The 26,079-nt window shown below is 72.8% G+C and carries 27 protein-coding genes; 8 read left to right on the forward strand and 19 right to left on the reverse strand.

The features are described 5' to 3' along the window. Positions 1–978 carry an alpha-ketoacid dehydrogenase subunit beta gene (locus ABZ576_RS25975; RefSeq protein ID WP_360745422.1) on the forward strand — a complete coding sequence of 326 codons (978 nt, stop codon included), beginning with the start codon at positions 1–3 and terminating at the stop codon, positions 976–978. Positions 979–988: 10 nt separating this feature from the next. Continuing rightward, positions 989–2,389 carry a dihydrolipoamide acetyltransferase family protein gene (locus tag ABZ576_RS25980; RefSeq protein ID WP_360745425.1) on the forward strand — a complete coding sequence of 467 codons (1,401 nt, stop codon included), beginning with the start codon at positions 989–991 and terminating at the stop codon, positions 2,387–2,389. Positions 2,390–2,480: 91 nt separating this feature from the next. On the opposite strand, the gene ABZ576_RS25985 is transcribed toward ABZ576_RS25980, so the two are convergent. Together ABZ576_RS25985 and ABZ576_RS25990 are read right to left on the reverse strand one after the other, a co-directional pair. After that, on the reverse strand, positions 2,481–3,500 hold the full coding sequence (locus tag ABZ576_RS25985) for a Bro-N domain-containing protein (RefSeq protein ID WP_360745428.1): 1,020 nt from the start codon (positions 3,498–3,500) through the stop codon (positions 2,481–2,483). A gap of 177 nt (positions 3,501–3,677) precedes the next feature. Further along, positions 3,678–4,583, reverse strand: a complete 906-nt coding sequence (locus ABZ576_RS25990) for a D-alanyl-D-alanine carboxypeptidase (RefSeq protein WP_360745431.1) — start codon at positions 4,581–4,583, stop codon at positions 3,678–3,680. A gap of 190 nt (positions 4,584–4,773) precedes the next feature. Here ABZ576_RS25990 and ABZ576_RS25995 point away from each other — a divergent pair, with 190 nt between their 5' ends. Together ABZ576_RS25995 and ABZ576_RS26000 are read left to right on the forward strand one after the other, a co-directional pair. Continuing rightward, a complete protein-coding gene (locus ABZ576_RS25995; RefSeq protein WP_360745434.1) occupies positions 4,774–5,448 on the forward strand; it encodes a GntR family transcriptional regulator in 675 nt (224 codons plus the stop codon). 89 nt (positions 5,449–5,537) lie between these two features. Next, a complete protein-coding gene (locus ABZ576_RS26000; protein ID WP_360745658.1) occupies positions 5,538–6,782 on the forward strand; it encodes an MFS transporter in 1,245 nt (414 codons plus the stop codon). Positions 6,783–6,867: 85 nt separating this feature from the next. Here the strand turns inward: ABZ576_RS26000 and ABZ576_RS26005 are convergent, their stop codons facing one another. Together ABZ576_RS26005 and ABZ576_RS26010 are read right to left on the reverse strand one after the other, a co-directional pair. Continuing rightward, positions 6,868–7,638, reverse strand: coding sequence for a class I SAM-dependent methyltransferase (locus ABZ576_RS26005; RefSeq protein ID WP_360745661.1), 771 nt, complete (start codon positions 7,636–7,638; stop codon positions 6,868–6,870). A 120-nt stretch (positions 7,639–7,758) separates the two neighbouring features. Then, positions 7,759–8,583: a maleylpyruvate isomerase family mycothiol-dependent enzyme gene (locus ABZ576_RS26010; RefSeq protein ID WP_360745436.1), complete on the reverse strand. Its 825-nt coding sequence runs from the start codon at positions 8,581–8,583 to the stop codon at positions 7,759–7,761. A 182-nt stretch (positions 8,584–8,765) separates the two neighbouring features. Here ABZ576_RS26010 and ABZ576_RS26015 point away from each other — a divergent pair, with 182 nt between their 5' ends. Then, positions 8,766–9,584, forward strand: coding sequence for a carbon-nitrogen family hydrolase (locus ABZ576_RS26015; RefSeq protein ID WP_360745439.1), 819 nt, complete (start codon positions 8,766–8,768; stop codon positions 9,582–9,584). Between the two features lie 225 nt (positions 9,585–9,809). Here ABZ576_RS26015 and ABZ576_RS26020 read toward each other — a convergent pair whose 3' ends face one another. From ABZ576_RS26020 to ABZ576_RS26080, 13 genes are all read right to left on the reverse strand, one after another. Then, entirely contained in the window at positions 9,810–10,445 is a 636-nt protein-coding gene (locus ABZ576_RS26020; RefSeq protein ID WP_360745442.1) for a hypothetical protein, read from the reverse strand. Beyond that, on the reverse strand, positions 10,442–10,738 hold the full coding sequence (locus ABZ576_RS26025; protein ID WP_360745445.1) for a hypothetical protein: 297 nt from the start codon (positions 10,736–10,738) through the stop codon (positions 10,442–10,444). Before ABZ576_RS26025 ends, ABZ576_RS26020 begins: the two co-directional genes overlap by 4 nt. Beyond that, positions 10,735–11,424 (reverse strand): flavin reductase family protein, encoded by a 690-nt coding sequence (locus ABZ576_RS26030; RefSeq protein WP_360745448.1) that lies wholly within the window; start codon positions 11,422–11,424, stop codon positions 10,735–10,737. Before ABZ576_RS26030 ends, ABZ576_RS26025 begins: the two co-directional genes overlap by 4 nt. Then, positions 11,402–13,012 (reverse strand): MFS transporter, encoded by a 1,611-nt coding sequence (locus tag ABZ576_RS26035; RefSeq protein ID WP_360745451.1) that lies wholly within the window; start codon positions 13,010–13,012, stop codon positions 11,402–11,404. Before ABZ576_RS26035 ends, ABZ576_RS26030 begins: the two co-directional genes overlap by 23 nt. Then, positions 13,009–14,100 carry an LLM class flavin-dependent oxidoreductase gene (locus ABZ576_RS26040; RefSeq protein WP_360745454.1) on the reverse strand — a complete coding sequence of 364 codons (1,092 nt, stop codon included), beginning with the start codon at positions 14,098–14,100 and terminating at the stop codon, positions 13,009–13,011. Before ABZ576_RS26040 ends, ABZ576_RS26035 begins: the two co-directional genes overlap by 4 nt. Beyond that, the gene (locus ABZ576_RS26045; protein ID WP_360745457.1) at positions 14,097–15,386 is read right to left on the reverse strand and encodes an ATP-grasp domain-containing protein; all 1,290 of its coding nucleotides are present in this window, start codon (positions 15,384–15,386) and stop codon (positions 14,097–14,099) included. The genes ABZ576_RS26040 and ABZ576_RS26045 overlap by 4 nt, the downstream gene beginning before the upstream one ends. Then, positions 15,386–16,726: a biotin carboxylase gene (locus tag ABZ576_RS26050; protein ID WP_360745460.1), complete on the reverse strand. Its 1,341-nt coding sequence runs from the start codon at positions 16,724–16,726 to the stop codon at positions 15,386–15,388. The genes ABZ576_RS26045 and ABZ576_RS26050 overlap by 1 nt, the downstream gene beginning before the upstream one ends. A gap of 57 nt (positions 16,727–16,783) precedes the next feature. Then, positions 16,784–18,139, reverse strand: coding sequence for an ATP-grasp domain-containing protein (locus tag ABZ576_RS26055; protein ID WP_360745463.1), 1,356 nt, complete (start codon positions 18,137–18,139; stop codon positions 16,784–16,786). A gap of 119 nt (positions 18,140–18,258) precedes the next feature. Then, entirely contained in the window at positions 18,259–19,029 is a 771-nt protein-coding gene (locus ABZ576_RS26060) for a hypothetical protein (RefSeq protein WP_360745466.1), read from the reverse strand. A 54-nt stretch (positions 19,030–19,083) separates the two neighbouring features. Beyond that, complete coding sequence (locus tag ABZ576_RS26065; protein ID WP_360745469.1) at positions 19,084–19,380, reverse strand: 2Fe-2S iron-sulfur cluster-binding protein; 297 nt, start codon at positions 19,378–19,380, stop codon at positions 19,084–19,086. Between the two features lie 4 nt (positions 19,381–19,384). After that, entirely contained in the window at positions 19,385–20,413 is a 1,029-nt protein-coding gene (locus ABZ576_RS26070; protein WP_360745664.1) for an NAD(P)/FAD-dependent oxidoreductase, read from the reverse strand. A 98-nt stretch (positions 20,414–20,511) separates the two neighbouring features. Beyond that, positions 20,512–21,468: a 2-dehydropantoate 2-reductase gene (locus ABZ576_RS26075; protein WP_360745472.1), complete on the reverse strand. Its 957-nt coding sequence runs from the start codon at positions 21,466–21,468 to the stop codon at positions 20,512–20,514. A gap of 183 nt (positions 21,469–21,651) precedes the next feature. Beyond that, positions 21,652–21,825, reverse strand: a complete 174-nt coding sequence (locus ABZ576_RS26080; RefSeq protein ID WP_360745475.1) for a hypothetical protein — start codon at positions 21,823–21,825, stop codon at positions 21,652–21,654. A gap of 221 nt (positions 21,826–22,046) precedes the next feature. On the opposite strand from ABZ576_RS26080, the gene ABZ576_RS26085 reads away from it, so the two are divergent. Continuing rightward, the gene (locus ABZ576_RS26085; RefSeq protein ID WP_360745478.1) at positions 22,047–23,012 is read left to right on the forward strand and encodes a LuxR C-terminal-related transcriptional regulator; all 966 of its coding nucleotides are present in this window, start codon (positions 22,047–22,049) and stop codon (positions 23,010–23,012) included. 22 nt (positions 23,013–23,034) lie between these two features. Here the strand turns inward: ABZ576_RS26085 and ABZ576_RS26090 are convergent, their stop codons facing one another. Beyond that, a complete protein-coding gene (locus tag ABZ576_RS26090; protein WP_360745480.1) occupies positions 23,035–23,529 on the reverse strand; it encodes an LURP-one-related family protein in 495 nt (164 codons plus the stop codon). Between the two features lie 31 nt (positions 23,530–23,560). Next, the gene (locus ABZ576_RS26095) at positions 23,561–24,568 is read right to left on the reverse strand and encodes a helix-turn-helix domain-containing protein (protein ID WP_360745483.1); all 1,008 of its coding nucleotides are present in this window, start codon (positions 24,566–24,568) and stop codon (positions 23,561–23,563) included. A gap of 51 nt (positions 24,569–24,619) precedes the next feature. On the opposite strand from ABZ576_RS26095, the gene ABZ576_RS26100 reads away from it, so the two are divergent. Together ABZ576_RS26100 and ABZ576_RS26105 are read left to right on the forward strand one after the other, a co-directional pair. Continuing rightward, positions 24,620–25,033 (forward strand): cupin domain-containing protein, encoded by a 414-nt coding sequence (locus ABZ576_RS26100; RefSeq protein ID WP_360745486.1) that lies wholly within the window; start codon positions 24,620–24,622, stop codon positions 25,031–25,033. 148 nt (positions 25,034–25,181) lie between these two features. Beyond that, entirely contained in the window at positions 25,182–26,033 is an 852-nt protein-coding gene (locus ABZ576_RS26105; RefSeq protein WP_360745489.1) for a calcium-binding protein, read from the forward strand. Positions 26,034–26,079 lie beyond the last annotated feature (46 nt).

A 26,079-nucleotide genomic window follows, 5' to 3' on the forward strand; every position in this document is an offset into this window, starting at 1 on the left:
ATGGCAGAGAAGATGGCGATGGCCAAGGCCATCAACGAGTCGCTGCGTCGCGCCCTCGACGCCGACCCGAAGGTACTCATCATGGGTGAGGACGTCGGCCGGCTCGGCGGCGTCTTCCGGGTGACGGACGGGCTCCAGAAGGACTTCGGCGAGAGCCGGGTCTTCGACACCCCGCTCGCCGAGTCCGGCATCGTCGGCACCGCGATCGGCCTGGCCCTGCGCGGCTACCGCCCGGTGGTGGAGATCCAGTTCGACGGCTTCGTGTTCCCGGCCTACGACCAGATCGTCACCCAGCTCGCCAAGATGCACGCCCGCTCGCTGGGCAAGGTCAAGCTGCCGGTCGTCGTCCGTATCCCCTACGGCGGCGGCATCGGCGCGGTCGAGCACCACTCCGAGTCCCCCGAGGCGCTCTTCGCGCACGTGGCCGGCCTGAAGATCGTCAGCCCGTCCAACGCCTCCGACGCGTACTGGATGATGCAGCAGGCCATCCAGAGCGACGACCCGGTGATCTACTTCGAGCCCAAGCGGCGCTACTGGGACAAGGCCGAGGTCGACTTCGAGGCCATCCCGGCCCCGCTGCACAGGGCCCAGGTCGTCCGCGAGGGCACCGACCTCACCCTGGCCGCCTACGGCCCGATGGTGAAGCTCTGCCTGGAGGCCGCGACCGCCGCCGCCGAAGAGGGCAAGTCCCTGGAGGTCCTGGACCTGCGCACGGTGTCCCCGCTGGACTTCGACTCGATCCAGGCCTCGGTGGAGAAGACCCGCCGCCTGGTCGTGGTGCACGAGGCGCCGGTCTTCTTCGGCTCCGGCGCGGAGATCTCCGCCCGCATCACCGAGCGCTGCTTCTACCACCTGGAGGCACCGGTCCTGCGGGTCGGCGGCTACCACGCCCCGTACCCGCCGGCGCGCCTGGAAGAGGCGTACCTGCCGGACCTGGACCGCGTGCTCGACGCCGTCGACCGCTCGCTGGCGTACTGAGGAGAGGGCCGTGACGACGATGACGGAAGAGTCCGTACGCGAGTTCAAGATGCCCGACGTGGGCGAGGGACTCACCGAGGCGGAGATCCTCAAGTGGTACGTCAAGCCGGGTGACACGGTCACCGACGGCCAGGTGGTCTGCGAGGTGGAGACCGCCAAGGCGGCGGTGGAGCTCCCCATCCCCTACGACGGTGTGGTGCAGTCCCTGCACTTCGCCGAGGGCACCACGGTGGACGTGGGCACGCCCATCATCGCGGTGGCCCTTGCCGGCGCCGCCGCGCCGCAGGCCCCCGCCGAGCAGCCCGCGGCCCAGCCCGCACAGTCCGCGCAGCCGGCGCCGGCGAAGGAGGAGCCGAAGCCCGAGGGCCGCCAGCCGGTCCTCGTCGGCTACGGCGTGGCCACGTCCTCGACCCGCCGCCGCCCGCGCAAGGGCCCCGAGGTGAGCGTCCCGGCACCGGCCCAGGCGATCCAGACCGAGCTGAACGGCCACGGCGTGGCCGCCGGCAAGCCGCGCCCGCTGGCCAAGCCGCCGGTGCGCAAGCTCGCCAAGGACCTGGGCGTCGACCTGGCCGCGGTGATCCCCTCCGGCCCGGACGGGATCATCACCCGCGAGGACGTCCACGCGGCGGCCACGCCCCAGGCGGCCGAGCCGGCGGCCCCGGCCCCGGCCGCCCCCGTGGCCCCGGCGCCGGCGGCGTCGTACGACACCGCGCGCGAGACCCGGGTGCCGGTCAAGGGCGTCCGCAAGGCGACCGCGCAGGCGATGGTCGGCTCGGCCTTCACGGCACCGCACGTCACCGAGTTCGTGACGGTGGACGTGACCCGCACGATGAAACTCGTCGAGGAGCTGAAGCAGGACAAGGAGATGCAGGGGCTGCGGGTGAACCCGCTGCTGCTGATCGCCAAGGCCCTGCTGGTCGCCATCAGGCGCAACCCGGGGATCAACGCGTCCTGGGACGAGGCCGCCCAGGAGATCGTGCTCAAGCACTACGTCAACCTGGGCATCGCGGCCGCCACTCCCCGGGGGCTGATCGTTCCGAACATCAAGGACGCCCACGCCAAGACGCTCCCGGAGCTGGCCGAGGCGCTCGCTGACCTGGTGTCGACGGCCCGCGAGGGCAAGACCTCGCCGTCGGCGATGCAGGGCGGCACGGTGACCATCACCAACGTCGGCGTCTTCGGCGTGGACACCGGTACGCCGATCCTCAACCCCGGGGAGTCCGCGATCCTCGCGGTCGGCGCGATCAAGCTCCAGCCGTGGGTGCACAAGGGCAAGGTGAAGCCGCGTCAGGTCACCACGCTCGCATTGAGCTTCGACCACCGCCTGGTCGACGGCGAGCTGGGCTCCAAGGTCCTGGCGGACGTGGCGGCGATACTGGAACAGCCGAAGAGGCTGATCACCTGGGCGTGACGGCCCCGACACGGTAACGTCGGGAACAGGCTGGGGCGGCCGCAACTTCGTCTTGCGACCGCCCCACCGCTTCCGGGACCGGTTGCTCCGCCTAGGCCTGGCCGAGCACGTACACCGGCGCCCCGTCCTCCGCACCGCCACGCGAACGGATACAGGCGTGCTTGCGCAGCAGGCGGAGGCATTCGTTGACACGGTGCACCGAGAGGCCGGTACGGGCCGCGACGGATTCCAGCGGCTCGCGCAGCTCGCCCCTCTCGACCAGGATCGGGGCGATGACGACGGCCACCGTCCACACGTCCGCCGTCACGGACAAGCGCTGCCGCCAGTCGGCCAGAACGGTCTCCGTGGTGGGCGGCGCGCCGAAGGGGCCGCTGGGCGTCCGGCGTTCGAGGACGAGCGCGTCGAGTCGGTCCCCGATGCGCTCCAGGGCCCGGACCATGGCCTGGTGCACGGCGAGCGTGGCCTTCTGCAGCGCCAGTGATTCCTTCTGGACCGCCAGTGTCTCCCTCTGTACCGCCAGCGTCTCCGTCTGGACGGCCAGCATCTCCTTCTGCAGCTCGATCGATTGGCGCTGTCCGCCGGCCATCTGCTCGTCGAGCTGGAGGTTGTGCGCCTCGAGCCGGACGATGGCTTCCGCGACCTGCTCGGGCATGGCGTACGCGATGGGCGCGCCCGGTTCGGCGGGCTGCACCTCGGCTTCCTGGAGGGTGTAGGAACCATCCCTCTGGACCGTCTCGATCACCTCGGCGGCCCATTGCTTGAAGGGCATGCAGGCCGGCTTGGTGCAGGCGTTGACGAGCAGGATGAGACCTTGCAGAGAGATGATGTTCAGGTCTCGGCGCCATCCCCTACCTGCGGGAACGCTGAGACCGTAACCTCCAGTTAGGGTCTCGAGACACTCTCGGTGCTCCACCGGCACATGGTCGGCAAGCGCCTTTTGCGGGTTGCTGTGCCCCAGCTCCTTGCAGACGTCCACCGCCGGGAACCAGTGGCTCCCGTCCGGCATCGTCAGTCGGCGAACGCGGGCTCCGGTCGCCGCGTACACGAAGTCGCTGATGTCGATCGCCTCGCGCCGGGCGGCGGAGTCCGACTTCTTCTTGGGTTCGTTCATGTGAACCACCTCCGCTCCGGAACGTAGAGCGGGGCAATTCGAATATGCCAACTGCAACAGGGATATTCACGATTGCGGGGGAAAAGCCGCCAACAGGCCCTCGATGGCACGGGTGTTGTCTGTATAGAAGGCGGGCCCGTCGCGGTGCGCGACGGGCCCGTGTTGCGGTGGTGGGGGTCAGCCGAGCTTGGCGAACCCGTAGTTGAGGAGCTTCTTCGCGTCCGTCTCGCGCTGGGCGATGGAGGAGGAGGCGAGGACGGTGCCGACGACCGTCCTGCCGTTCCGGGTCGCGGCGAAGACCAGGCAGTACTTGGCCTCCGGACCGGAACCGGTCTTCACACCGATGGTGCCGCTGTAGCTGCTGAGAAGCCCGTTGGTGTTGTTCCACGGCTTCATCGTGCGGGTGCCGCCCGTCTTGGTGATCGTCTTCGCGGTGTAGGTCTTCGTCTTGACGATCGTGCGGAACGTGGAGCTCTTCAGCGCGCTGCTGGCGAGCTTCGTCAGGTCGCGAGGCGTGGAGTAGTTGGCGCCGTGGCCGATGCCGTCGAACGAGTCGAAGTGCGTGTTCTTCAGGCCGAGGTTCTTCGCCGTGGTGTTCATCTTGCCGATGAACGACTTCACGCGCGCCGCCCGGGTCGAACCCGAGCCGAACTTGTCGGCGAGCGCGTACGCCGCGTCACAGCCGGACGGCAGCATCAGCCCGTACAGCAGCTGACGGACGGTGACCTTGTCGCCGACGATGAGCCCGGCGTTCGACGCGTAGTTGTTGTCGACGATGTAGTCGCTGTACGCCTTCTGGATCGTGACCTTGGCGTCCAGGTTGAGGTTCGACTGGGCGAGCACGACCTTGGCGGTCATGATCTTCGTGGTGGAACCGGTGGACCGCCTGGTGTCGGCGGCCTTCGTGTACAGCGTCGAGCCGCTGGCGTTGTTCATCACATACCCGCCCTTGGCCACGATCGAGGGCGCGGTGACGGCCTGCGCGGGCGCTGCGGTGAGGGCACCGGTCGCGACCAGCGCGCCGGAGGTGACGGCGACGGCGGCGGCTTTGCGGAGGCGGGTGCCCGTAATGCCGGTAATCAACGTGATGTACCTCGGATGTCTTGAATGCCCCTGGAGTACGGCCCAGTTGAGGTGGCATGGGGGAGGGGGGCCGTACATGTGTGACACGTAAGTAGCACAGAAGGTTGTGCGGTCGCTGCGAGGAGGTTGCGCCACGTCCGCATGGCGGACGGTCCTGTCCATGCGTACGTGTTGTATCTATCCTGTCGGCATGAACACGGCCGTCGAGCAGTCCGCCCCCCAGTCCCTCAAGCCGCCGCCCGCCGCCGACCGCGTGTACGCCCACGTCAAGCAGGGTGTGCTCGACCGCCGTTACGAGGGCGGCACCCTGCTCACCGAGGGCGAGCTGGCCGAGGCCGTCGGGGTCTCGCGCACGCCCGTCCGGGAGGCCCTGCTCCGGCTGGAGGCCGAGGGCCTGATCCGGCTCTACCCGAAGAAGGGCGCCCTGGTGCTGCCCGTCTCCGCGCAGGAGATCGCCGACGTGGTGGAGACCCGGCTGCTGGTCGAGGAGCACGCGGCCCGCAAGGCGGTACCCGCCCCGCCCGGTCTGCTGGAGCGGCTGGCCGAGCTGCTGGAACGGCAGAAGGCGCAGGCCGCGGCCGGTGACCTGGCCGCCGCGGCGGTCACCGACCGCTGCTTCCACGCCGAGATCGTGCGCAGCGGGGGCAACGAGATCCTCTCCCGGCTCTACGACCAGCTGCGCGACCGCCAACTGCGGATGGGCGTCGCCATCATGCACTCGCACCCCGACCGGATCGCCAAGACGCTCGTCGAACACGAGGAGATCCTGGACGCGCTGCGTGCCGGGGACGCGGAGGCGGCCGTCGAGGTCGTGCACCGCCATGTGAGCTGGTTCTCGCACCTCGCGCGGGGTGAGGTCCGGTGAGCGGCGAGCGCGACACCACCCTTCCGGGTGACCCTCCCCCGGAACCCGAAGAACCCCGGGGCGCCCCCGGCGGACGCCGGGCCGCCGCCGTGTGGTCCATCGGTGTGGCCGTCTACTTCGTCGCCGTCATCTTCCGTACGTCGCTGGGGGTCGCCGGTCTCGACGCGGCCGACCGCTTCCACGTGGGCGCCTCCGCCCTCTCGACGTTCTCCATCCTCCAGCTGCTGGTCTACGCGGGCATGCAGATACCCGTCGGCCTGCTGGTGGACCGCCTCGGCACCAAGAGGGTGCTGAGCATCGGGGCGGTCCTCTTCACCGCCGGGCAGCTGGGCTTCGCCTTCTCCCCCTCCTACGGCACCGCGCTCGCCTCCCGTGCGCTGCTGGGCTGCGGTGACGCGATGACCTTCATCAGCGTGCTGCGGCTCGGCACCCGCTGGTTCCCGGCCCGGCGCGGGCCGCTGATAGCGCAGCTCGCCGGCCTGGTCGGCATGGCGGGCAACCTGGTCTCCACCCTCGTCCTGTCCCGGCTGCTGCACGGCCTCGGCTGGACCCCGGCGTTCGCGGGCAGCGCCCTGGCGGGCGCGGTCGTCCTCGTCCTGACCCTGCTGTTCCTCAGGGACCATCCCGAGGGGCAGGAACCGGAGCCGTCCCCGCACCAGGGCGCGGCCTACGTCCGCCGGCAGATCGCCGCGTCCTGGCGGGAGCCGGGCACCCGGCTCGGCCTGTGGGTGCACTTCACCACCCAGTTCCCGGCGATGGTGTTCCTGCTGCTGTGGGGCCTGCCGTTCCTCGTCCAGGCGCAGGGGCTCAGCCGTGCCACGGCCGGCGAGCTGCTCACCCTGGTCGTGCTGTCCAACATGGTGATCGGCCTGGTCTACGGCCAGGTCATCGCCCGCCACCACGCGGCCCGGCTGCCGCTGGCGCTGGGCACGGTCGGCGCGACCGCGCTGCTGTGGGCGGCGACGCTGGCCTACCCCGGGCGGCACGCGCCGATGTGGCTGCTGGTGGTGCTGTGCGCGGTGCTCGGCGCGTGCGGGCCGGCCTCGATGATCGGCTTCGACTTCGCCCGGCCGGCCAACCCGCCCGAGCGCCAGGGGACGGCCTCCGGCATCACCAACATGGGCGGCTTCGTCGCCTCCATGACGACGCTCTTCGCGATCGGCGTGCTGCTGGACGCGACCGGGGACGACTACGTCGTGGCGTTCAGCGCCGTGTTCGTGCTCCAGGCGTTCGGGGTGGGCCAGATCCTGCGGTTGCGGGGGCGGGCGGCGCGGCGGGAGCGGGAGCGGTTGGTGGCCAGCCGGGTGGAGACGGTGCACGTGCCCGCTGCGTGAGCGCGTGAGTCGGCCCACCCACGCGCCCCCGTTTCCGTCGGCTGAGGGGCCGGACGACCCGGGGGCCGGACAACCCGTGGGGGTGTCAGCGGGGTGCGGTCACCGGGGCCAGGGTGAGGTAGGCCATGCCCAGGATGCCGCGGTAGGACATCCACTGGCGGCGGTGGCGGTCCAGGGCGGTCCGGGTCTCGGCGGCCAGTGGGTGGTCGGGGTTCCGGGCCAGCCAGACCTCCTTGTCCGCCTGGTACGCCGACTCGAACTCCTCCCACTCCGCGAGGCTCGCGGTCTCCGTCCATTCCGGCCGGAAACCCGCCGCCACGGCGAGATCGAGCAGGGTGCCCAGGTCGCAGTGGTCGTCGGCGGAGGCGCCCGGCCACATGCCCGCCAGCTCGGCCTCCGTGGGCGTCCTCTCCCAGAAGCCCTCGCCCAGCACCACCCGGCCGCCGTCGCTCACCAGCCGGCGCAGCACGCGCAGCGCCTCCGCGGCGGGCTGCTCGGCCGCGCTCAGCGCCTGGCTGGCACCCAGACACAGCACCAGGTCGGCGGGCCCGCGCCGGGTGCCGAGGGCCGACTCCGCCACGAAGTCCACGCGGTCCGCGAGCCCGCGCGCCTCGGCGTTGCGGCGTCCCCGGGCCAGGTCCTCCTCGTTCACGTCGACGCCGACTCCGCGCGCTTCCGGTACGGCCTCGAGCACCCGGAGCAGCAGCTCGCCCCAGCCGCAGCCGATGTCCAGCACGGTTCCGGGCCGTTCCCCGGCGAGCCGCCGGACCAGGGCCGCAGCCCGGTCCTGGGAGAGAGGCCCGTGGAAAGTGAGCCTGCTGAGCCGGGGCGGCGCCGCGGCCGACGTGGATTCCATGGTCATGCCAGGGACGGTAACCGCCGACGGCGGCCCGGGGCATGCCGATTTCCGTGGGCGGGCGGGGAGGAACCGGCGGGAGGCGGACTTACCGGCGAGGGGGGCGAGCGGGGCGCCCGGTCACGGCGTCACCGCGAAGTTGCGCAGGATCGCCGCCGCCAGGTCCTGGTCGCCCTCCGTCTTGACCCGGTCCGCCACCGCCTCGGGGGCGACCCGGCCGCAGGCCAGGCGGACGTAGGTCTCCCAGTCCAGGCTGAGGGTGGCGGCGGGGCCGAGGGCGGGGGTGCTCTCCAGGGTGCCGCGGCCCTGGATGTCGACGCGGACCGTGCGCAGGAACTCCACCGGGCCGTGCACGTCGAACACGACCGCCGAGCTGCGCGGGGCGTTCGCGTCACGGGCGACGACCTTGGGCAGCGCGCCGAGGAGGACGTCCCGGGTGACGTACGCGCCCGGCGAGTCCAGGTTGCCGGGGCGGCCGAGGGCCGTGCGCAGGTCCTGCTCGTGCACCCACACGTCGAACGCCCGCATCCGGTAGGCCTGTTCCAGGGTGACCTCCGTGCCCAGCGGGCCGCGCACCAGGGTGCCGGGGTCGCGGGACTCGTTGCGCAGCTGGCGGTTGCGGCGGATGACGGTGTACTCCAGTTCGGCCGTCATCTCCGGCGCCGTGTGGTGGCGGCGGACGTCGACCTGCATCTCCATGTAGCGCTGGTGCTCGGTGGCGACGTGGAACAGGTCGCGCGGCAGGGAGTGGATGGGGCGCGGGTCGCCGAGCATCTCGCAGTCCAGGCCGATGACATGGGACACGATGTCCCGCACCGACCAGCCCGGGCAGGGGGTCCGCCGGTTCCACTCGCCCTCGACGAGCGACTGCGCCATCTCGGATATCGCGTCGATGGAGTGCGTCCAGGCGTCGGCGTAGGGCTGGAGGGTGGGATGCAGACTCACGGAACGGGACCCCTCGGCGGTCGGTACACGGGCAGGTTCTGGCGGCGTTCCCGGCGGGCGGCGCTGCACTGCGGCGGGTGTCTTGAGACGCTAAGTTACGCTGCTGAAAGGCACCCCGGCAGTGCTTTCGTGTGACGATCGTAGGCCCGTGTGGACGACTCGAATGCCAGGACGGTGGTAGTGTGCGCGCCTCGCTGATCCAGATCGCTGTGGACGAGGGCGAATCGGTCGACTCCCGGCGCCGGCGCGTCGCGGCGCTGGTGCGGGAACAGAGCGGTGCCGACCTCGTCGTACTGCCCGAACTGTGGACGACCGGCGCCTTCGCCTACCAGGAGTTCGGCCGGGAGGCCGAGCCGCTGGAAGGGCCGACGTACGAGACGATGGCCAAGGCGGCCGGCGACGCGGGGGTGTGGCTGCACGCCGGCTCCATCCCCGAGCGGGCGGAATCCGGCAGCGGCTCCGCCACGGGGGACGGCCCCCTCTACAACACCTCGCTCCTCTTCTCCCCCTCCGGTGAACTGGCCGCGGCCTACCGCAAGATCCACCGCTTCGGCTTCGACAAGGGCGAGGCCGTGCTGATGGGCGCGGGCCGCGAGCTGGTGACGGCCCGGCTGCCCGGGACCACGCTGGGCTTGGCCACCTGCTACGACCTCCGTTTCCCCGAACTCTTCCGCGGACTCGTCGACGCCGGAGCCGAGGTGCTGGTCCTCCCGGCGGGCTGGCCCGAGCGGCGACGCGGGCACTGGACGCTGCTGGCCCAGGCGCGGGCGGTGGAGAACCAGGCGTTCGTGCTCGCGTGCGGAACGTCCGGCACGCACGCCGGAGTTCCGCAGGCCGGCCACTCGATCGTGGTGGACCCGTGGGGCGAGGTGCTCGCCGAGGCCGGCCCCGGCGAGGAGGTCCTCACGGTCGAGTTCGACCCGGCCAGGGTGGCCGCGGTCCGGGAGCAGTTCCCCGTACTGAAGGACCGGGTGCTGGGCCGCCCGGCGCCGGGCCGGTGACGGGGGCCGGCCCCGGCCACCGGACCCGACGGCGGCACGGGGCCTGACGGCAGCACCGCACCTGACGGCCGCACCCGGCCTGACGGCAGCACCGGACCTGACGGCCGCACGGGATCCGACGGCGGCACCGGGCCTGAGCGCGGTGCCGTACCTGGCGGCCGAACCGGGCCTGACGGCGGCACCGCACCCGGTCGGAGACCGGTGCGCGGTCCCGGTCGGGCCCGGTCAGGGCACTTCGTGGCAGCGGACCGCGGCGACCGGTGTGTCGTGGGCGCAGGCCAGTGCGGTGAGCGCGGTGCCGTGCGACGGGAGGTCGTACACCGCGGCGGCGGGGCCCACCGGGAGCGGATGGCCGGAGGCGCGGACGGCGGCCTCCAGCCGTACCCGGTCACGGAGCCGGTCCGGGATCTCGGAGTCGGCGGGGCGCGGAACGCGGGGCAGGGGACCGGGGGGCGGCGGCGCCGCCATGGCCAGGGCGAGGGGGCCGTGGGTGGCCGACGCGATCGCCCAGCGGTGGGCGCACAGTGCCGTCGCCACGATGAGCGGTTCCGCGAGGCAGGGGACGACGGCACCGGCCGGACACCGGGCCCGTTCCGAGCAGCCGAGCAGCCGGGCGCTGCGGTTGCCGTCCGTGTCCCACACCAGGTGGAGGTGCTCCGGTGCGATCGGCACGTACCGGGACAGGATCCTGCGGGCGTCGGCGTGGAGTCCGATGACACGGCGGCGCCGGAGCGGGTCGGCGATCCGCGCGCACCGCAGTTTCTCCTCCCGGGACAGCAGCGTGAGGTCCTCCAGCACCCCGGTCGCCCCCACCCGCCCGTACCACACGTGCACCTCGCCGGTGAGGGTCGCGTGGGTCATCTCGCTCCGTGGCCGGATGCCGGACGGATGCCGACCGAGCAGGGCACGAGGACGTCGGGCCGGCCCGTCGCGCCGAGCAGCGCCGAGCCCAGCCGGCCGGCGTGCTCGCCGGTGAGGATGAACTCCACGTACGCGCCGCCGGGGGTGTCACCGACCGCGATGTGGAAGGAGACGTTGCCCTCCGCGTCGGTGGAGGTGGTGACCGTGCCGTCGACCACCCCCGGGATCATCGCGGGCGCCGGGGGCGCGTCCGGTGCCTCCGGCTCCGCGGTGGCCTCGGGAAGGGCGGTCATCGGGAACCTCCTGCGGTGGCGGCCGGCCCCGCCTGCGCGGACCCGGCCGGAGTGGGTGCGGCGCGATGCGGTGCGGCCGGAGTGGATGCGGCCGGATCGCAGTCGGCCGGATCGCAGCCGGCCGGAGTGGCACCGGCCGGCTGCGATCCGCCCTGCTCGGCCAGGACCGGCGCGGATGGGACCGCTGCGGGCGGGACCGCTGCGGGCGGGACCGGTGTGGTCGTGCGGTAGTCCCGGGCGTGCCACAGCAGCGGCCGGCCGGGTCGGCCGGTGTGCAGGCCGGTCAGCAGGCCGACCAGCAGCTGGTGGTCACCGACCGGGATGCGGTCCGCGAGCCGGCAGCGCAGCGCGGCGTGCGCGCCGGGCAGCCGGGGCAGCGCGGTGCCGGGCCAGTTCTCGAACGCGTGCGCGGCGAACCGGTCCACGCCGCTGGTCGCGAAGGTCCGCGCGATGTCGGTGTGTTCCTCGCCGAGCAGGTTGACGACGAACTCGCGGGCCGCGGAGAACGCGTCGTGACAGCTGGACGTGTCGGACAGGCCGACCAGGAGCAGCGGGGGCCGCAGCGAGGCCGAGGTCACCGAGCTGGCGGTGAAGCCCCAGGGGCGGCCCGCCGCGTCCCGGGTCGTGATGACGGACAGCGGGGCGGCGAGCAGCGACATCGCCTCACGGAAGGTCTTCGCCTCCACCGGTGGTCCCTCCTGTGGGGACGGGAGCGTGCTGTCGAGGAGCGCGGTCACGTGAGTTCTCCTTACGATCCGGGGAGTCGTGGGAGTCGTGCGAGTGCCGGGATTCCCCGGGCTCCTGGGGATCCCGGGATTCCGCGACAGCCTCGGGAGCGGTGGGCGCTCCGGACGCGGTGGGCGCCTCGGAGACCGTGGCGCCCCCGGGCGGACCGTCGTCGGCGGGGACGGAGGCCGCCGGGGCCGCCTCGGTCACCGGAGCAGCCGAGGCGACGGGAGCGGCGGGAGCCGCCGAAGCCACCGGAGCCGCCGCGGCCGGGTCGGCCGCCGCAGCCGCTTCGGCCGCCGTGGCCGCCGTGGACGCCGTGGCCTCCGCCCGTTCCTTCTCCGCCAGTGCCCGGCGGAAGCTGCGGATCGTCAGGGGTACGGCGATCACGCCCACCGCCGCGAGCAGCACCGCCAGCGCCGCCACCAGCCGCTGCGGGCCGATCACCGGGCCGAGGGTGCCGGTGAGCAGGCCGCCGATGGGGTAGGAGCTGAGTCCGAGCAGGAAGAACGGCCCCATCACCTTGCCCAGGTGCTCGCCCGGGATGATCTTCACGCGCTCCGTGCGGTTGTAGACGTTGAAGTACGCCACGCCGACCATGCCCACGACGAACGCGGCGGCGTAGACGGCGAACGACGACGCGAAACCCAGCACGAGCAGGGCGACGCACTGCGTGGCGTAGCCGGCCGCGCCCAGCGGGGAGAGGCCGAACCGGCGCACCAGGCGCGGGGTGAGCGCCAGGTTGGCCATGCCGGCGATCCCCACCAGGGTGTTCAGCAGGGCGAAGCCCGACTCCGGCGCGTCCAGTTCGCCGGTGACCACGGCGGCGTTCGCGCTGAGCATGGTCGCGAAGGCCAGGTTGATGATGAAGTTGAGCCCGGCCAGCAGCACCACCGGCCGGTTCGTGACCAGCAGCCGGAAGCCGAGCCCGAGGTCGCCGAAGATCGCCCGGACGTCGGTGCCGCCGGAGGCGGCCGGCTTCAGCCGGGGCAGCCCGAGCCAGCAGGCCGCACCGGTCGCGAACAGGGCGGCGGCCAGGGCGAGCAGCCACAGCTTGCCGAGCGCGGTGGCCGCGACCACCGCGAGACCGGGGCCGAGCGCGGTGGCGAGCAGCTCCATGTTCTGGAACAGCGCCTGGGTGCGCGGCAGGTCGTCGCCCTGCGCGAGCTGCGGCACCACCTTCTCCACCGACATGCGCACGGCCGGCATCACCGTGGCGAGCAGCGCCCCGTTGGCCATGAGCAGCCCGACGGTCCACGAGGGCATGGCCACGCACAGGACGAGGGTGCACACCAGGACCACGCTGCGGGCGGTGTTGGCGCGGGAGAAGAGCCGGGTGCCGCCGTCCCGGTCGGCCAGCAGGCCGGCGAACGGGTAGGCCATCAGGGCGGGCAGCCACTCCAGCGCGAAGGACGTGCCGAGGGTGGAGACCTTGCCGGTCTCCTGGTAGATGAGCAGCGGTACGGCGAACAGCACGAGCTGCTCGGCCAGCAGGCCGGCCAGCACACCCGTGCCGAACAGGAACCGGCGTCCGCGGTACCCGGTCACCGAACCTCCGCCCCGCTGCCCGCCGGCGTGCCGCCGAGGGCCGCCTCGCGCTGCCGGACCAGCGGCAGCACACCGGTGAAGAACCGCCGCATCTCGTCCCGGGCCGGCCAGCCCGAGAAGATGAACTGGCTGACGCCGGCCGCCCTGTACTCCATCAGGTGGTCGGCGACCTCGGCGTAGGAGCCGACCAGGCACAGCGCCGGACCGCCGCGGTAGGCGACCGCGCCCGTGTAGATCATGGGGGACAGCCAGCCGTGCGCGGACTGTTCGGCGAGGCGGAAGGAGGTGCGCACCGCCTGCGAGTCGGCGGCGGCCACGAACTCGGCGACGAACGCCCGGTGGTCATCGTCGGTGTCGCGCATCACCTCGGCGAGGTCGGCCAGGGCCTCTTCGCGGGTGGGGCGGGCCAGCACCTGCATGCGCAGGCCGACCTCGCGGCCCGCCTCCCGGAACGGCCCGGTCAGCTCGGCGATCGCGGCGGGCGTGTCGGCGTACCGGAACCAGCAGTCGCCGTAGTCGAGGGCGGTCCGCCGGGCCACCTCGGAGGCGCCGCTGATGTAGATCTCGGGGCGGCCGCCGCCGTGGAAGCCGAGGCCCAGCTGGGCGTCCTCCAGGCGATAGTGGGCGCCCTCGTACGTCAGCGGGGCCTTGCCGCCCCAGAGCCGGTGCAGGACGTCGAGGAACTCCCCCGCGCGCGCGTAGCGCTCGTCGTGGGCGAGGAAGTCGCCGTAGTAGGCCTGCTCCACGGGGGAGATGCCGGCGACCAGGTTGAGGGCGATGCGGCCCTCGGACATCCAGGAGACCGTGTTCACGATCTGGGTGAAGAGGGTGGGCGAGAGCAGGCCCGGCCGGTAGGCCAGGATGAACCGGACGCGGCTGGTCTCGCGCACCATCGCGCCGATCAGCGGCAGCGGGTCGGGCAGGCTCCAGCTCTGCGCCATGAGCAGGGACTCCACGCCCAGCTCGTCCGCCTCCCGGGCGAAGTCCAGCGCGCCGTCCAGGTCGAGGACGTCGGAGCGGTACTTCTCCGTGGACTTCTTCTGACCGCTGTCCAGGGCCGATCCCCAGTGGAAGCGCAGCCCGGTCATGCCTGTACTCCCTGTGTTTCCTGCGTGTCCCGGGGGGCGGACGTGCGCAGCCGCAGGGCCTGGAAGAGGCCGGCCATGAAGTCCCGGGTCTCCTCGGGCGAGGCGGTGGCGGCGATCCCGGCCAGCGGCGTCTCGTAGGCGCCGTAGGTGACATGGCCGGGCAGCGGGGCGCCGGGCGCCAGTTCCTGCCAGGTCAGGGCCCGCGGGTCGGTGCGGAAGGGCTCGGCTCCGTCGAAGCCCTCGAAGGTGCCGGGGGCGAGGTGGTGACCGGGGTGCACGAACCAGCCGTAGTACCCGGCGTCCGGCGGTGCGGCGGGCAGCCGTCCGGCGACCTCCTCGCCGAGCAGCACGCGCAGCTCCCAGGAGGGCAGGTGGACGCCGGTGCGCAGCTCGAAGGTGGCGGCCACGTCGGCGCCGCCGACCCGGTTGCCGACCTCCAGGAACACCAGCTCGCCGGTGCCGCCGTCGTCCCGGATCCCCTCCAGGTGGAAGCTGCCCTCCTCGATCCGGACGGCGCGCAGCACCTCGTCCACCCAGGCGGCGATCCCGTCGGCGAGGTCGATCTGGAAGGAGCCCATGGGGAGGCCCTGGGCGTACGCCAGGCAGGTGCCGAGGTACTCGCTGGCGGTCAGGGCGAGCACCCTGCCGTTCTCCACCAGGCCGTCGAAGTGCAGCACCGGGCCGGAGACGAACTCCTCGACCTCGAAGTCCCCGGCCGCCTCGGCCTGCGCCTCGCCGTCCAGCTCGGCGACGCCGGAGCGGCGGCCGGACACGGACGTGTACGCCTCCTCGGCGCTGCCGAAGACGACGACGTCGACGCTGGAGGCGCCCCGGTGCGGCTTCAGCACCGTCGGCCCGGTCCACCCCGCCTTGCCGTCCGCGGCCAGGAACTCCGTCAGCGGCAGGAACCGCGGGACGCGCAGCCCCGCCTTCTCCACCGCCTGCTTCATCAGCACCTTGTCGCGGGAGAGCAGGACCCGCTCGACCGGGGCGCCCGGGACCCCGAGCCGCTCGCGCAGCCGGGCCGCGTCCAGCAGCTCGTACTCCGACATGGAGATGATCCGGTCGAAGCGCGGCGGCTCGGCGAGCCCGTCCAGCCAGGCCACGGCCTCGTCGTACGGGGCGGCGGTGCCGGGGCGCTCGACGCGTGCGCAGCGCAGTCCGTCCGGCAGGGTGGCGAGGGCGCCGGCCGTGCCGAAGTAGGTGACGTCGTGCCGGTCGTGGTCGATGCCCCGGTGGTACTCGATCTTGGGGTACGGCACTCGGTGCAGGATCAGGATGCGCATCAGCAGGCCTCCAGCAGTGCGGCTTCGGGGGTGTGCACGGCGGCGGCGAGCGCGGCGGGCCACAGCTCGCGCAGGGTGCGGACGACGTCCCGGACGTCGGTGCGGTCGGTGTGCAGGACGACGCACCCCTGGGCGGCGAAGTCGGCGTTGTCCCGGGCGACGGCGTGCAGGGTGCGGCGCTCGGCGGACACCCAGCCGAACTCGGCGGCGGTCAGCTCGCCGTCCGCGAGGCCGTGCCGGGCGCGGGTGGCGGCCAGCGCGTCCGCGAAGGGGTCGGCGTCCGGACGCACGTCACCGGGGGCGAAGTCCTGGTCGGTGGCGACACCCAGCATCACGGTGGCCGCGGACCTGGCCGGTTCCGGCAGCGCGGCCGGGGCGGGGGCGCCGAACGCCGTGTCCACCCAGCGCTCGTACAGGTCGACGCCGTACACCCAGCGGGCCAGGGACCAGATCTTCATGCCGGCCGGGCGGCGGTTGGGCTCGACCACGGCGGCGTGCCGGTCGTCCCGGCTCAGCTTGATCTCGTTGTGGAAGGGGCCGTCGCACTGGCCGACGAGCCAGTTCGCGATCCGGCCGGCGCGCAGCAGGGTGGCCCGGCCGGCCGGGCTGACCCGGGCGGGCAGCACCTGGGCGACCTCGACCGGGTAGCGGCCCGGGGCGGTCATCTTCTCGGTGAGGAAGGTGAGCTCGCCGAGGCCGTCGTGGGAGAACTCCCGCTCGTAGGGGATCAGCTGCTCGCACAGCGCGCCACCGGACAGGTACGGCCGCACCTCGGCGAACGCCGCCTCCGGGTCGTCACCGGGGCGGACCAGGACGACGCCCCGGTTGTTGCCCTCCTTGGCGGGTTTGACGACGAAGCCGTCCGGATGGCCGGCCGCGAACTCCCTCAGCGTGTGCGCGGAGGTGACCTCGGCGAAGTCCGGCACCATGATCCGCTGGGCGGCGAGCAGGCCCGCGTGACGGGCCTCGGCGCCGCGGTAGGTCAGCTTGCAGAACGCGGCGGACGCCGGGTCGGGGGCGTCGACGGGCAGGCCGAGGCGGCGCAGCAGTTCCGCCCCGCTGTGGACCGCGTTGTCGGAGAAGACGATGCCCGCGGCGAACTCCGCGCGGCGGGCGCCGAGGAGTTTCTCGCCGGCGGCCGCGAAGTCCGGGTCCAGCGGGTCGAGATCGATCACCTCGTCGCAGATGCGCGCGTCGGTCTCGGTCGGCTGGGGGCGGACGAGGGTGGTCCGGGCGCCGTGCCGGGTGCGGGCGTAGGCGGCCATGTGCCGTACGTCGTCCACGCGGGAGAGGTTGTAGTCGATGATCAGGAACCTGCGGGGTGGGGCGGCGGTGGGCATGGTGGGAGGTCTCCTGGCGGTCGCGGAAGCGGTGCGCTGAGCTGCGCGGCGGGTCGGCTACGTGAGCTGGTGCTGGGCGTAGGTCACCGTCACCGCGGTCGCCGACGCCTCGGTCAGCGCCGGGAGCAGCCGGTCCCGGTCGGCGGCCGGGAAGGCCCACAGCAGCTGGCCCAGGAACACCTCGCGCGCGCGGGCCTCGATCAGTTCGCCCTCCTTGAGGAGGATCTGGGTGACGGCCGGCGCCAGGGGCAGCCCGTCCGCCACGCCGATGCCCGTGATGAGGCCGGGCTCGGCGAAGAAGACCCGGAAGAAGGTGGCGTTGGGGGCGGGCGTGGTGCCGTCGGCCCGGTAGGACAGGCGGCGCAGCCGGTCGCGCTGGTCCGGTGCCGTGCCGGTGGCGGACAGCAGCAGGTCGAGCCAGAGGCCGAGCAGGTCGGTCTCCCCGGTCAGCTCGCGGACGCTGGGCGAGATGAGGCTGCCGCCGACCCGGGGGTTGATCTCGATGAGGTCCCAGCGGTCCCCGTCGTGCCGTGCCTCGATGTGGAAGCAGCCCCAGTTGAGGCCCAGTTCGGCCAGCAGCGCGGACACCCAGGCGAGACCGGCCGCGGTCGCCCCGGGCCCGACCGACACCGGCGGGCTGGTGCAGGCGTTCTCCAGCACCGCCCCGGAGGTCTCGGTCACCTCGCACTTCTCGTGTACGGCGACGACGAACGGCTCCCCGTCGGCGACGAGCACCTCGAAGCTGAACTCGCGCCCCGGCAGGTAGTCCTCGATCAGGAAGCTCGGCCCGGCGCCGAACGCGGACGCGTAGACGGTGTCGCCGCCCGCCTCCTCGGTGATCCGCCGGATCTCCTCCCAGGTGGTGTCCGCGGTCAGCGGGAAGGTGCCGTAGGAGGCGATGCCGCGTACCGGTTTGACGAAGTACCGCCCCGGGCGCGCCTGGTGTTCGGCGAGCGTCGCCTCGGTGAGCGGCACCGCGCGGACGCGGCTCAGCCCGGTGCCGGCGAGCCGCTCGCGCACCGCCAGCTTGTCCCGCAGGCCCAGCACCTGCTCGGCGCCGAGGTCGGGCACGCCGAGCCGGGCGTTGGCGTGCGCCATGAGGTGCCGGTAGCCCTCCCACACGGTGAGGCAGGCCAGGATCTCGGTGCCGGCCGCGCGCAGGGCGTCCAGTGCCGCGTCGACGTCCGCGACGGTGAGCTCGTGGCTCTCGGTGGCGCGCACCGAGGCCGCCCGGTCCGCCAGGTCCCGGAGCCGGCCGGGCTGGTGGGCGGGTTCGGGCAGCGACGTCAGGATGTGCGCCCGCAGGCCGCGTTCGCCGAGGGCGGCGATCAGGTCCTCCATGAACGAGAACCCGACGTGGCTGAGGAGCAGGACACCGCGGTCACCGGTCCGCCCGGTGCCGGCCGTGTGCATCACCTTGCTGTCCTTTCGTGGGAGGTGCGTGGGGAGGCGTGGGGGGTGCCGAGTGCCGGGAAGGAAGGGAGCCCGGTCCCGGAGCGCGGGGTCTCCGGGACCGGGCGTGCCGGGCGGGGTCAGACCGCGACGGCTTCCTTCTGCTCGGCGTGCTCACCGCCGGCGAGGGTGTCCTGGTACAGCTCCTCGAAGTACTGGGCGAGCAGGCGCTGGTGCTCCTGGAGGTACTTCTTCAGGGCCGCGATGTCGTCGTCGCCGCGGATCAGGAAGCGCAGCGCCGCCCAGACCTCGCCCGGGTGGTCGTCGTTGATGTCGGTGTGCGAGTGGCTGATCTGGCCGCCGATGTTGGACTCGCCGACGGAGTCCTTGAGGGCGACGAGCTTGCGCGGCTCCAGCTTCACGTTGACGTACTCCACGAGGTAGGAGTACGCGACGACGCCGAGCGGGCCCTCGTGGTCGAGCAGGTAGGAGAAGTAGCCGGTGAGCAGCTTCGTCGACAGGTACGGCTCCACCGAGAGGAACTCCTCGCGGGAGACGCCGACCTTGGCGAGGTCGTCGATGAAGAGCTCGTCGTGGAGCATCTCCTCCTGCTCGTAGTTGGCCCACACCTGCGCGGCCTCGGGGCTGCGCTTGGCGATCTCGGTGAGCGCCTTGGACTCGGCGACGCGCAGCAGGCGGATGCGCCAGGCGGTCTCGATCAGGTTCCGCTTGTAGTAGGCGGAGTCGACGTTCTTGCCCTCCAGGTGGGCGGCGGCCGGAACGGTCGCGTACCACTCCTCGATCTGCTGGTCGATCTGCTGGTCGATCTCGGCCCGCAGCTGCGCGGAGGCGGCGGCGTTCAGGAACGGGGTGCGGTTCTGGTAGCCGACGTTCACTACACGGTTGGACATGCGAAAAGTCCTCTTCGGTCGGTCGTCACGGGTGGGGTGAGGTCTTCGAGTGGTTCAGTCGGCCGCGACGCGGATGGTCGCGGAGTCCTTGAGGCGGCACTGGCAGGCCAGCCGGTACGTGCCCCCGGCCTTGCCGAGGTCTTCGAGGAAGTCCAGTTCCTCGGGGTCGGGCTCGCCGAGGCCGGCGGCGCCTTCGACCACTTCGACGACGCAGGCGCCGCAGGCGCCGGAGCGGCACCCGAACGGGATGTGGCGGCGGGGCGTCTCGTATTCGATGTCGGTGAGCGGGGAACCCGCGGGCAGCAGGATCTCCACCCCCTGCGGCAGCAGGGTGAGCTTCTTCAACTCCACGGTGTCAACTCCAGGTTCGGGCGGTTCCCCCTCCGGCCGCGTCGGGGTCGGTCGAGTGCGCCGGGGCGAGCCGGCTGCCGGGGCGCAGGGCGACGGCGGCGTGGTTGACGGCGGTGGCCGCCTCGCCGAAGCCGACCGAGATCAGCGGGACCCGGCCGGGGTGGGTGGAGCCGTCCCCCACCGCGTAGACGCCGGGCAGGCTGGTCTCCCGGGTGGCCGGGTCGGCGCGGAACAGGCCGTCCTCCAGCGCCGCCCCCCAGTCGGCGAGCGGGCCCAGGGCCGCGCTGAAGCCGAGCGCCGCGACGAGTTCCTGGGCCGGCAGGCGCAGGGTGCCCGCCTCCTGGGTGATCTCCACTTCCGCCAGCCGGGTGGTGCCGTGACAGGCGGTCACCCGGGCGTCGGTGAGGACCCGCACCGGTGAGTCGAGCAGCTGCTTGACGCTGTGCGCGTGCGCCCGGAAGGTGCCGCGCCGGTGCACCAGGGTGGTGGTGCGGGCCAGCGGGGCGAGCGTCAGCGCCCAGTCGACGGCGCTGTCGCCGCCGCCGACGACGACCACGTCCTTGTCGCGGTGCGCGGCGGGGTCGGGCACGTGGTACGCCACGCCCCGGCCCTCGTAGGGCACCGCGCAGGGCAGCCGGCGCGGGACGAACCGGCCGAGTCCGGCGGCAATCACCACGGCCCCGGCGTGCACCTGCCGCCCCCGGTCGGTGCCGATGGTCCAGCCGGTGCCGCGGGGGGTCAGGGTGGTTGCGGTGTGGCCGAGCAGATAGCGCGGGCCGAAGGGTTCGGCCTGCGCGACCAGGGCGGCCACCAGCTCGCGGCCCTTGACGCCGGGGAGCCCGGCGACGTCGTGGATCGGCTTCTCGGGGTAGAGGGCGGCCACCTGGCCCCCGGGCTCGTCCAGGGCGTCCACGACGGCACAGCTCAGTCCGCGGAAGCCGGCGTAGTAGGCGGCGTACAGCCCGGAGGGGCCGGCGCCGACGACGGCGATGTCGACGTAGCCGTCGGGGTCGCCGGCGTTCGTGCCGGTCACCGCGGCGGTGTTCCCGAAGGTGTCCACAGGGGTCTTCACGTCCTCTCCCGCGCCGTGCGCGCCGGCGGTGCCCGCGGCGTCCGGGCCGGCGGGCCCGGTCACCGGCCCGTCCCGGTGGCCGGGCGGGCGGCGCCCGCGGCCGCCCGGTCCTCGCGCACGCCGAGGACCTCGTACAGCAGTGAGTGGATCGGCGTGGGCACGCCGTGCCGGGCGCCGAGGCGGACCACCGAGCCGGTCCAGGCGTCGAGTTCGGAGGGCGTGCCCGCGAGCAGGTCCCGCTGGAGCGAGGAGGTGCCGGCGGCGGGCTGCCGGTCGACGAAGTCCAGCGTCGTGTCGACGATGTCGGCGGGCAGGGCCACGCCGGCGGCGTGCGCCAGCCGCTCGACCTCGCGCATGGCGTCGGCCAGCAGCCGGCGGGTCCCGGCCCGGGAGCGCAGCTCGCCGAAGCCGCCGTCCGCGGCGGCGCCGAGGCTGCCGAAGGGCACCACGAACAGGAACTTCGCCCAGAGTTCGGCCCAGATGTCGGTGACGGCCGGGCTGGGCACGGCCGCGTCCTCCAGGGCCGCGCGCAGCCGCCGCACCCGCTCGGTCCCGGTGCCGTCCCACTCGCCGACGACGAGCGAGCCGGCGCCGCCGACGTGCCGGATCCGGCCGGGCCCGTCGAGCTGGGCGATGACCTTGGCGACGCCGGGCAGTACGGCCGCCCGGCCGACGGCCCCGGCCACCTGCTCGGGGGCCTCGACGCCGTTCTGGAGGGTGACGACCGCGGTGTCCGGTCCCAGGAGAGGCGGCAGGGCCTCGATCGCCGGTCCGAGCTGCCAGGTCTTCACCGCCAGCAGGACCAGGTCACAGGGGCCTGCCTCCCGGGTGTCGCCGGTGGCGTCGACCGGGGTGACCGAAACGGTGCCGTCGGGATCCCGGACCGTGAGCCCGTCCTTCCGGAGCGCCTCCAGATGGGCGCCGCGTGCGACGAAACGTACGTCGTGCCCCGCGGCGACGAGCCGGCTCCCGAAGTACCCGCCCAGTCCGCCCGCGCCTACTACCGCTGCTTTCACGATTCTTTTCCTGCCCCAGGCCGCAAGTTTTCGAGGGGTTCAGCGCACGTCGGCGTTGTTTTCGCGATGCGGTCCGCTCGGCTCCGGTTCACTCGGAGGAGCCCTTTATTGCAGCAACATTGCGACATTATGTAAACAACAGTTCGACAGCGCGTGGGCTATAATTCGGCTGTTTGTCCGGGGTCAGTGCCAGATGATGTCGTCCGTGCTGGCGGACCACGTCGGGGCGGGCTCGTCGGCACGGTTGTGGCCGGTCGGCGCGGGTTGACCGGACGCGGCCGCGGCAGCGGTGCCACCGAGAATTCCGAAGAAGGCCAACGTGACGAAAAATGTGCCGAAAATGCGCTTGTCGCTCATGAGTGTGTCCCCCCTGCAGTGCGGGTTCGGGGGATTTCCCCGTTCCCTGTGCAGGATCCTGCCGGTTCGGCCTCGGTGAACACCAGCGCAATCCCCTGGTGAGAAGTGCCAGACGAGTTCTTCTCAGCGGCAAGATAGGTCAAAGTTTGCGAAACGGGGGCAAAATGGACGAGGAACCACGAATTCCGACGCTACAAAAGCTGCATGAGTGCCTCTACCGCATGGCACTGGAGAACGGCGTACTGAACCCGGTTCTCGCCGCGATGGAGCTTGACCTGCCCTACCGCGACATCGAATCGGCCGTGCGCGATCTGCTCGACCTCCACCTGCTGCACGACCGGCAGCCGGCCAGGGACGAGGACACGGCCGGGCACCCGGCCTACACCGCCAACAGCCCCGATGTCGCCGTCACCCACCTCAACGGGCCGCTGGAGGCCCGCATCCGGCGCCTCCAGCGCAGAGCCGACCGGATCAGCAGCCACGTGATGACCATGCGCCCGGTCTTCGAGGACGCCTGGCAGAGCCACTTCCTGCGCGCCACGGTCGAGCGGCTGACCGGCCTGGACGCCATCCGCACCGTGCTGGAACGTCTCTCCTCCACCGCCCGTGTGGAGATCGCCGCCGCGCATCCGCTGCTCCCCTCACAGACCGTCATAGAGGAGGGCCGCCGGCGCACCGCCGAGGCGGCAGGCCGGGGCATCCTGCTCCGTACGCTCTACCCGCATTCGGTGCTGTCCCACCCCTACATGCGCCAGCACCTCGCCGAGATGAGCGACACCGGTGTCGCCTTCCGCACGGTGGACCACATACCGGACCGGATCATCTTCTTCGACGCCGGCACGGCCGTCATCGCCGACCCCGAACAGACCGACGGCCAGGGCGCGCTCGTGGTCCGCGACCCCTCGCTGGTCCGGTACCTCTACCGCTCCTGGGAGAGCATGTGGGTCGGGGCCCGGCCGTTCTCCGCCGCCGACGCCGAACCTCCCGCGGCACCGCGGGACGAGGTGCGCCAGGCCGTGCTGCGCATGCTGGAGGCCGGCATGAAGGACGAGATGGCGGCCCGCAAGCTGTCCATGTCGACGACCACCTACCGGCGGCACGTCTCCGAACTGCTCACCGAACTGGGTGCGCACAGCCGCTTCCAGGCGGGCAGCTACGCCCGCCGGGTCGGCTGGCTGGACGACTGACCCGTGGCACCGGAGGGGGAGGTCAGTCCTCCTCCCCCTCCTTCTCGGCCAGGTGGATGACACAGACCGCCACCGCGATCAGCAGCGCCGGGTCGGCGTCCTCCCGTACGACGTCCACCCCGTAGGTGTCACGGAGGGTCAGCCAGCGGCGGGACACCACCGCGAGGAGCTCGCCGTCGTACTCGACCGCGAACTCCCGGTCCAGGATCTTGCCGCTGACGTCGAGTTCGGTGCCGTCCACCAGTGAGACCCGGTAGTGGTTGCGCAGCAGCGACAGCCGCTTGCGCTTGATCCTGGCCAGGGCCTCGCCGTCCCGTTCGATCACCATGGTGTCCCGCAGGGCGAGCATCTTCTGGTGGATGTCGACCAGGACCCGCCCCTGGGCGTCCTTCAGCTCGAAGGTGTCCCGCAGCCGCATCGCCTTGCCGTCGACGAGGAACACTTTCCGGCCATGCTCGTCCTCGATCCACCAGTCGTCACCGATGCCGAGGATCCGGTCGCGTACGAGGAATCTCATACGGTCACGCTTCCCCGGCCCCGGCCGATCGTCACGGCGCCGCCCCGGAGGGCGGGGCAGGACGGGTGAGGGACGCGGGCCCCCCGCCGAAGCGCTTGCGGTACGCCGACGGGCTCAGCCCCGTCTCGCGCCGCAGCCGGGCCCGCAGATTGGCCGCCGTGCCCAGGCCGCTGCGCGCCGCCACGACGTCCAGCCGCTCCTCGCCCCGCTCGATCAGCCGGCACGCCAGCGCCACCCGCTCCCCGGTGAGCCAGGCCAGCGGTGTCGTGCCCAGCTGGTCGCGGAAGCGGCGGTGCAGGGTGGCCGGGGACACGGCCGCGCGGGCGGCGAGGTCCGCGACGGACAGCGGCTCGCCCAGCCGCTCCAGGGCCCAGGCCAGCAGCGGCCCGAGCGACGCGTCGGGCACCTCGGGCACCGGCCGCCTGACGAACTGCCGTTGCCCGCCGTCCCGGTGCGCGGCGAAGACCAGCCGCCGGGAGACGTGGTTGGCGACCTCCACGCCGTGGTCCCGGCGTACGAGGTGCAGGCCCAGGTCGAGCGCGGAGGCGCTGCCGGAGGCGGTCAGGATGTCGCCGTCGTCCACGAAGAGCACGTCCCGCTCCAGGCGCACCCGCGGGAAGCGGGCCCGGAAGTCGTCCGCCCACATCCAGTGGCAGGCCGCCCGGCGCCCGTCCAGCAGCCCGGCCTCCGCGAGGGTGAACGCGCCCGAGCAGAACCCCACGAGCCGGGCGCCGCGCGCGTGCGCCCGGCGGATCGCCTGGAGGACCCGCTCCGAGCGGGGCACCTCGGTGTCGGGCCGGTTCGGCACGATCAGCGTGTCGGCCGACTCGGCCGCCGCGAGCCCGGCGACCCCGGTGAGCGTGAAGAAGCCGTCCCGCATCCGGGTCTCCGGCTCGGCCGCGCACAGCCGGAAGTCGTACAGTTCCCGCCCCAGCTCCGGCCGCGCGAGCCCGAAGATCTCGATGGCGCAGCTCATCTCGAAGGGGTTGGAGTTGTCGTCCACCACCAGCACCACGCGGTGAGAGGATCCTTGCGGCATACGCGATTTCTAGCACTCGTGCGCCCGGACGGGCCACCGCACGATGAACGCATGGAAAGCCTCCGGTACACGGCACGCACCCAGCCCGTCTCCCTCGACCGGGCCCTCGCCTCCTTCACCGCGCGGTGGAGCCCCCGCATCGTCACCACCGTGAACGACTACGACGTACGCGTGGCCAAGGTGGAGGGCGAGCACCTGTGGCACACGCACGACCACACCGACGAGTTCTTCCTCGTCCTCGAGGGCGAACTCCACATCGGCCTGCGCGAACCGGCCGGTGAGCGCACGGTGGTGCTGCCCCGGGGCTCGGTGTTCACCGTCCCGCGCGGCACCGAGCACAAGCCGTACGCGCCCGTGCCGACCGAGATCCTGCTCTTCGAGCCCACCGGCACGCCGACCGTCGGCGACCGGCACGAGACCGTCCCCGCCCACGTGGACGCGACGACCGGCCACCCGCTCGCGTGACCGGCCGCGGGACACCACCCGCACCCCCGGTGTCCGGCGGGTGAACTCGGCGCGGCCGCGCCCGGACCGGCCAACCAACCGGCCCGCCCCCGAGTCGAACGGAGCGCGCACCCGCGCACCCGCCCGCCCGTTCACCCGGAGGTCCACCATGTCCGCTCGCCCCCGCCGCCGGTCCGTACGCGCACTCGCCCTGGCCCTCGGCGCGACCGCCCTGGCCGTGCCGACCGCCCTGGCCGGCAGCGCCGAAGCGGCCGGTCCCGCGGCCACCGCCGAGGTCAACCGGTACGGCTGGCAGCTCGCCTACACGGCCGCCCCCGGCCAGACCAACAAGGCGAGGGTCACCGCGTCCCTCACCGCCGACCGGACCGGCATCACCTACGTGATCGACGACACCGTGACGATCACCGCGGGCCGCGGCTGCGGCCACCCGGACGGCACCGACCGCACCAAGGTCTCCTGCACGGTCACCGCCGAGGAGAGCCAGGACCCGTACGCCGCCCTGACGATGGACCTCGGCGACCGCGCCGACACCGTGTCCTACGCCAACCACACCGACCAGGTGTACTACTTCGCCCGGATATCCCTCGGCAGCGGCGACGACAGGCTCACCGACACCGGCCGTCTCGACGGCAGCGACGTCTCGGGCGGCGCGGGCAGGGACACCCTCACGGTCGGCGAGGCCGGGCTGGCCTTCGGCGGCGACGGCGACGACACGATCCACGCCGACGGCGACCTGGTCATCGCCAGCGGCGGCAAGGGGAACGACGTGCTGCGCGGCGGCGCGTCCGGCCAGGACCTCGCCGGTGACGACGGCGACGACACGATCCACGGCGGCACCGGCGCCGACACCCTGTACGGCGGCAAGGGCGCCGACACCCTGTACGGCGGTGGCGGCGCCGACCGGCTCTACGGCAACAGCGGCGCCGACAGGCTGTACGGCGGTCCGGGCCGCGACACCCTCTCCGGCGGGCCCGGCCGGGACAGGCTCCACCAGGACTGAGGGCCCGGTCCACACTCCCGGGCCCGCCGCCGGCGTCCGGTGGCAC

This window comes from Streptomyces sp. NPDC013455 (assembly GCF_040632975.1).
GTDB lineage: Bacteria > Actinomycetota > Actinomycetes > Streptomycetales > Streptomycetaceae > Streptomyces.

What these genes read in the sequence shown, in the direction of transcription:
- ABZ576_RS26105 (WP_360745489.1), top strand. Translation starts at nt 25,182, where the DNA reads ATGTCCGCTCGCCCCCGCCGCCGGTCCGTACGCGCACTCGCCCTGGCC.
- ABZ576_RS26080 (WP_360745475.1), bottom strand. Translation starts at nt 21,825, where the DNA reads ATGAGCGACAAGCGCATTTTCGGCACATTTTTCGTCACGTTGGCCTTC.
- ABZ576_RS26020 (WP_360745442.1), bottom strand. Translation starts at nt 10,445, where the DNA reads ATGACCCACGCGACCCTCACCGGCGAGGTGCACGTGTGGTACGGGCGG.
- ABZ576_RS26060 (WP_360745466.1), bottom strand. Translation starts at nt 19,029, where the DNA reads ATGTCCAACCGTGTAGTGAACGTCGGCTACCAGAACCGCACCCCGTTC.
- ABZ576_RS25975 (WP_360745422.1), top strand. Translation starts at nt 1, where the DNA reads ATGGCAGAGAAGATGGCGATGGCCAAGGCCATCAACGAGTCGCTGCGT.
- ABZ576_RS26050 (WP_360745460.1), bottom strand. Translation starts at nt 16,726, where the DNA reads ATGCCCACCGCCGCCCCACCCCGCAGGTTCCTGATCATCGACTACAAC.
- ABZ576_RS26090 (WP_360745480.1), bottom strand. Translation starts at nt 23,529, where the DNA reads ATGAGATTCCTCGTACGCGACCGGATCCTCGGCATCGGTGACGACTGG.
- ABZ576_RS25995 (WP_360745434.1), top strand. Translation starts at nt 4,774, where the DNA reads ATGAACACGGCCGTCGAGCAGTCCGCCCCCCAGTCCCTCAAGCCGCCG.
- ABZ576_RS26005 (WP_360745661.1), bottom strand. Translation starts at nt 7,638, where the DNA reads ATGGAATCCACGTCGGCCGCGGCGCCGCCCCGGCTCAGCAGGCTCACT.
- ABZ576_RS26100 (WP_360745486.1), top strand. Translation starts at nt 24,620, where the DNA reads ATGGAAAGCCTCCGGTACACGGCACGCACCCAGCCCGTCTCCCTCGAC.
- ABZ576_RS26085 (WP_360745478.1), top strand. Translation starts at nt 22,047, where the DNA reads ATGGCACTGGAGAACGGCGTACTGAACCCGGTTCTCGCCGCGATGGAG.
- ABZ576_RS25985 (WP_360745428.1), bottom strand. Translation starts at nt 3,500, where the DNA reads ATGAACGAACCCAAGAAGAAGTCGGACTCCGCCGCCCGGCGCGAGGCG.
- ABZ576_RS26055 (WP_360745463.1), bottom strand. Translation starts at nt 18,139, where the DNA reads ATGCACACGGCCGGCACCGGGCGGACCGGTGACCGCGGTGTCCTGCTC.
- ABZ576_RS26025 (WP_360745445.1), bottom strand. Translation starts at nt 10,738, where the DNA reads ATGACCGCCCTTCCCGAGGCCACCGCGGAGCCGGAGGCACCGGACGCG.
- ABZ576_RS26095 (WP_360745483.1), bottom strand. Translation starts at nt 24,568, where the DNA reads ATGCCGCAAGGATCCTCTCACCGCGTGGTGCTGGTGGTGGACGACAAC.
- ABZ576_RS26045 (WP_360745457.1), bottom strand. Translation starts at nt 15,386, where the DNA reads ATGCGCATCCTGATCCTGCACCGAGTGCCGTACCCCAAGATCGAGTAC.
- ABZ576_RS26040 (WP_360745454.1), bottom strand. Translation starts at nt 14,100, where the DNA reads ATGACCGGGCTGCGCTTCCACTGGGGATCGGCCCTGGACAGCGGTCAG.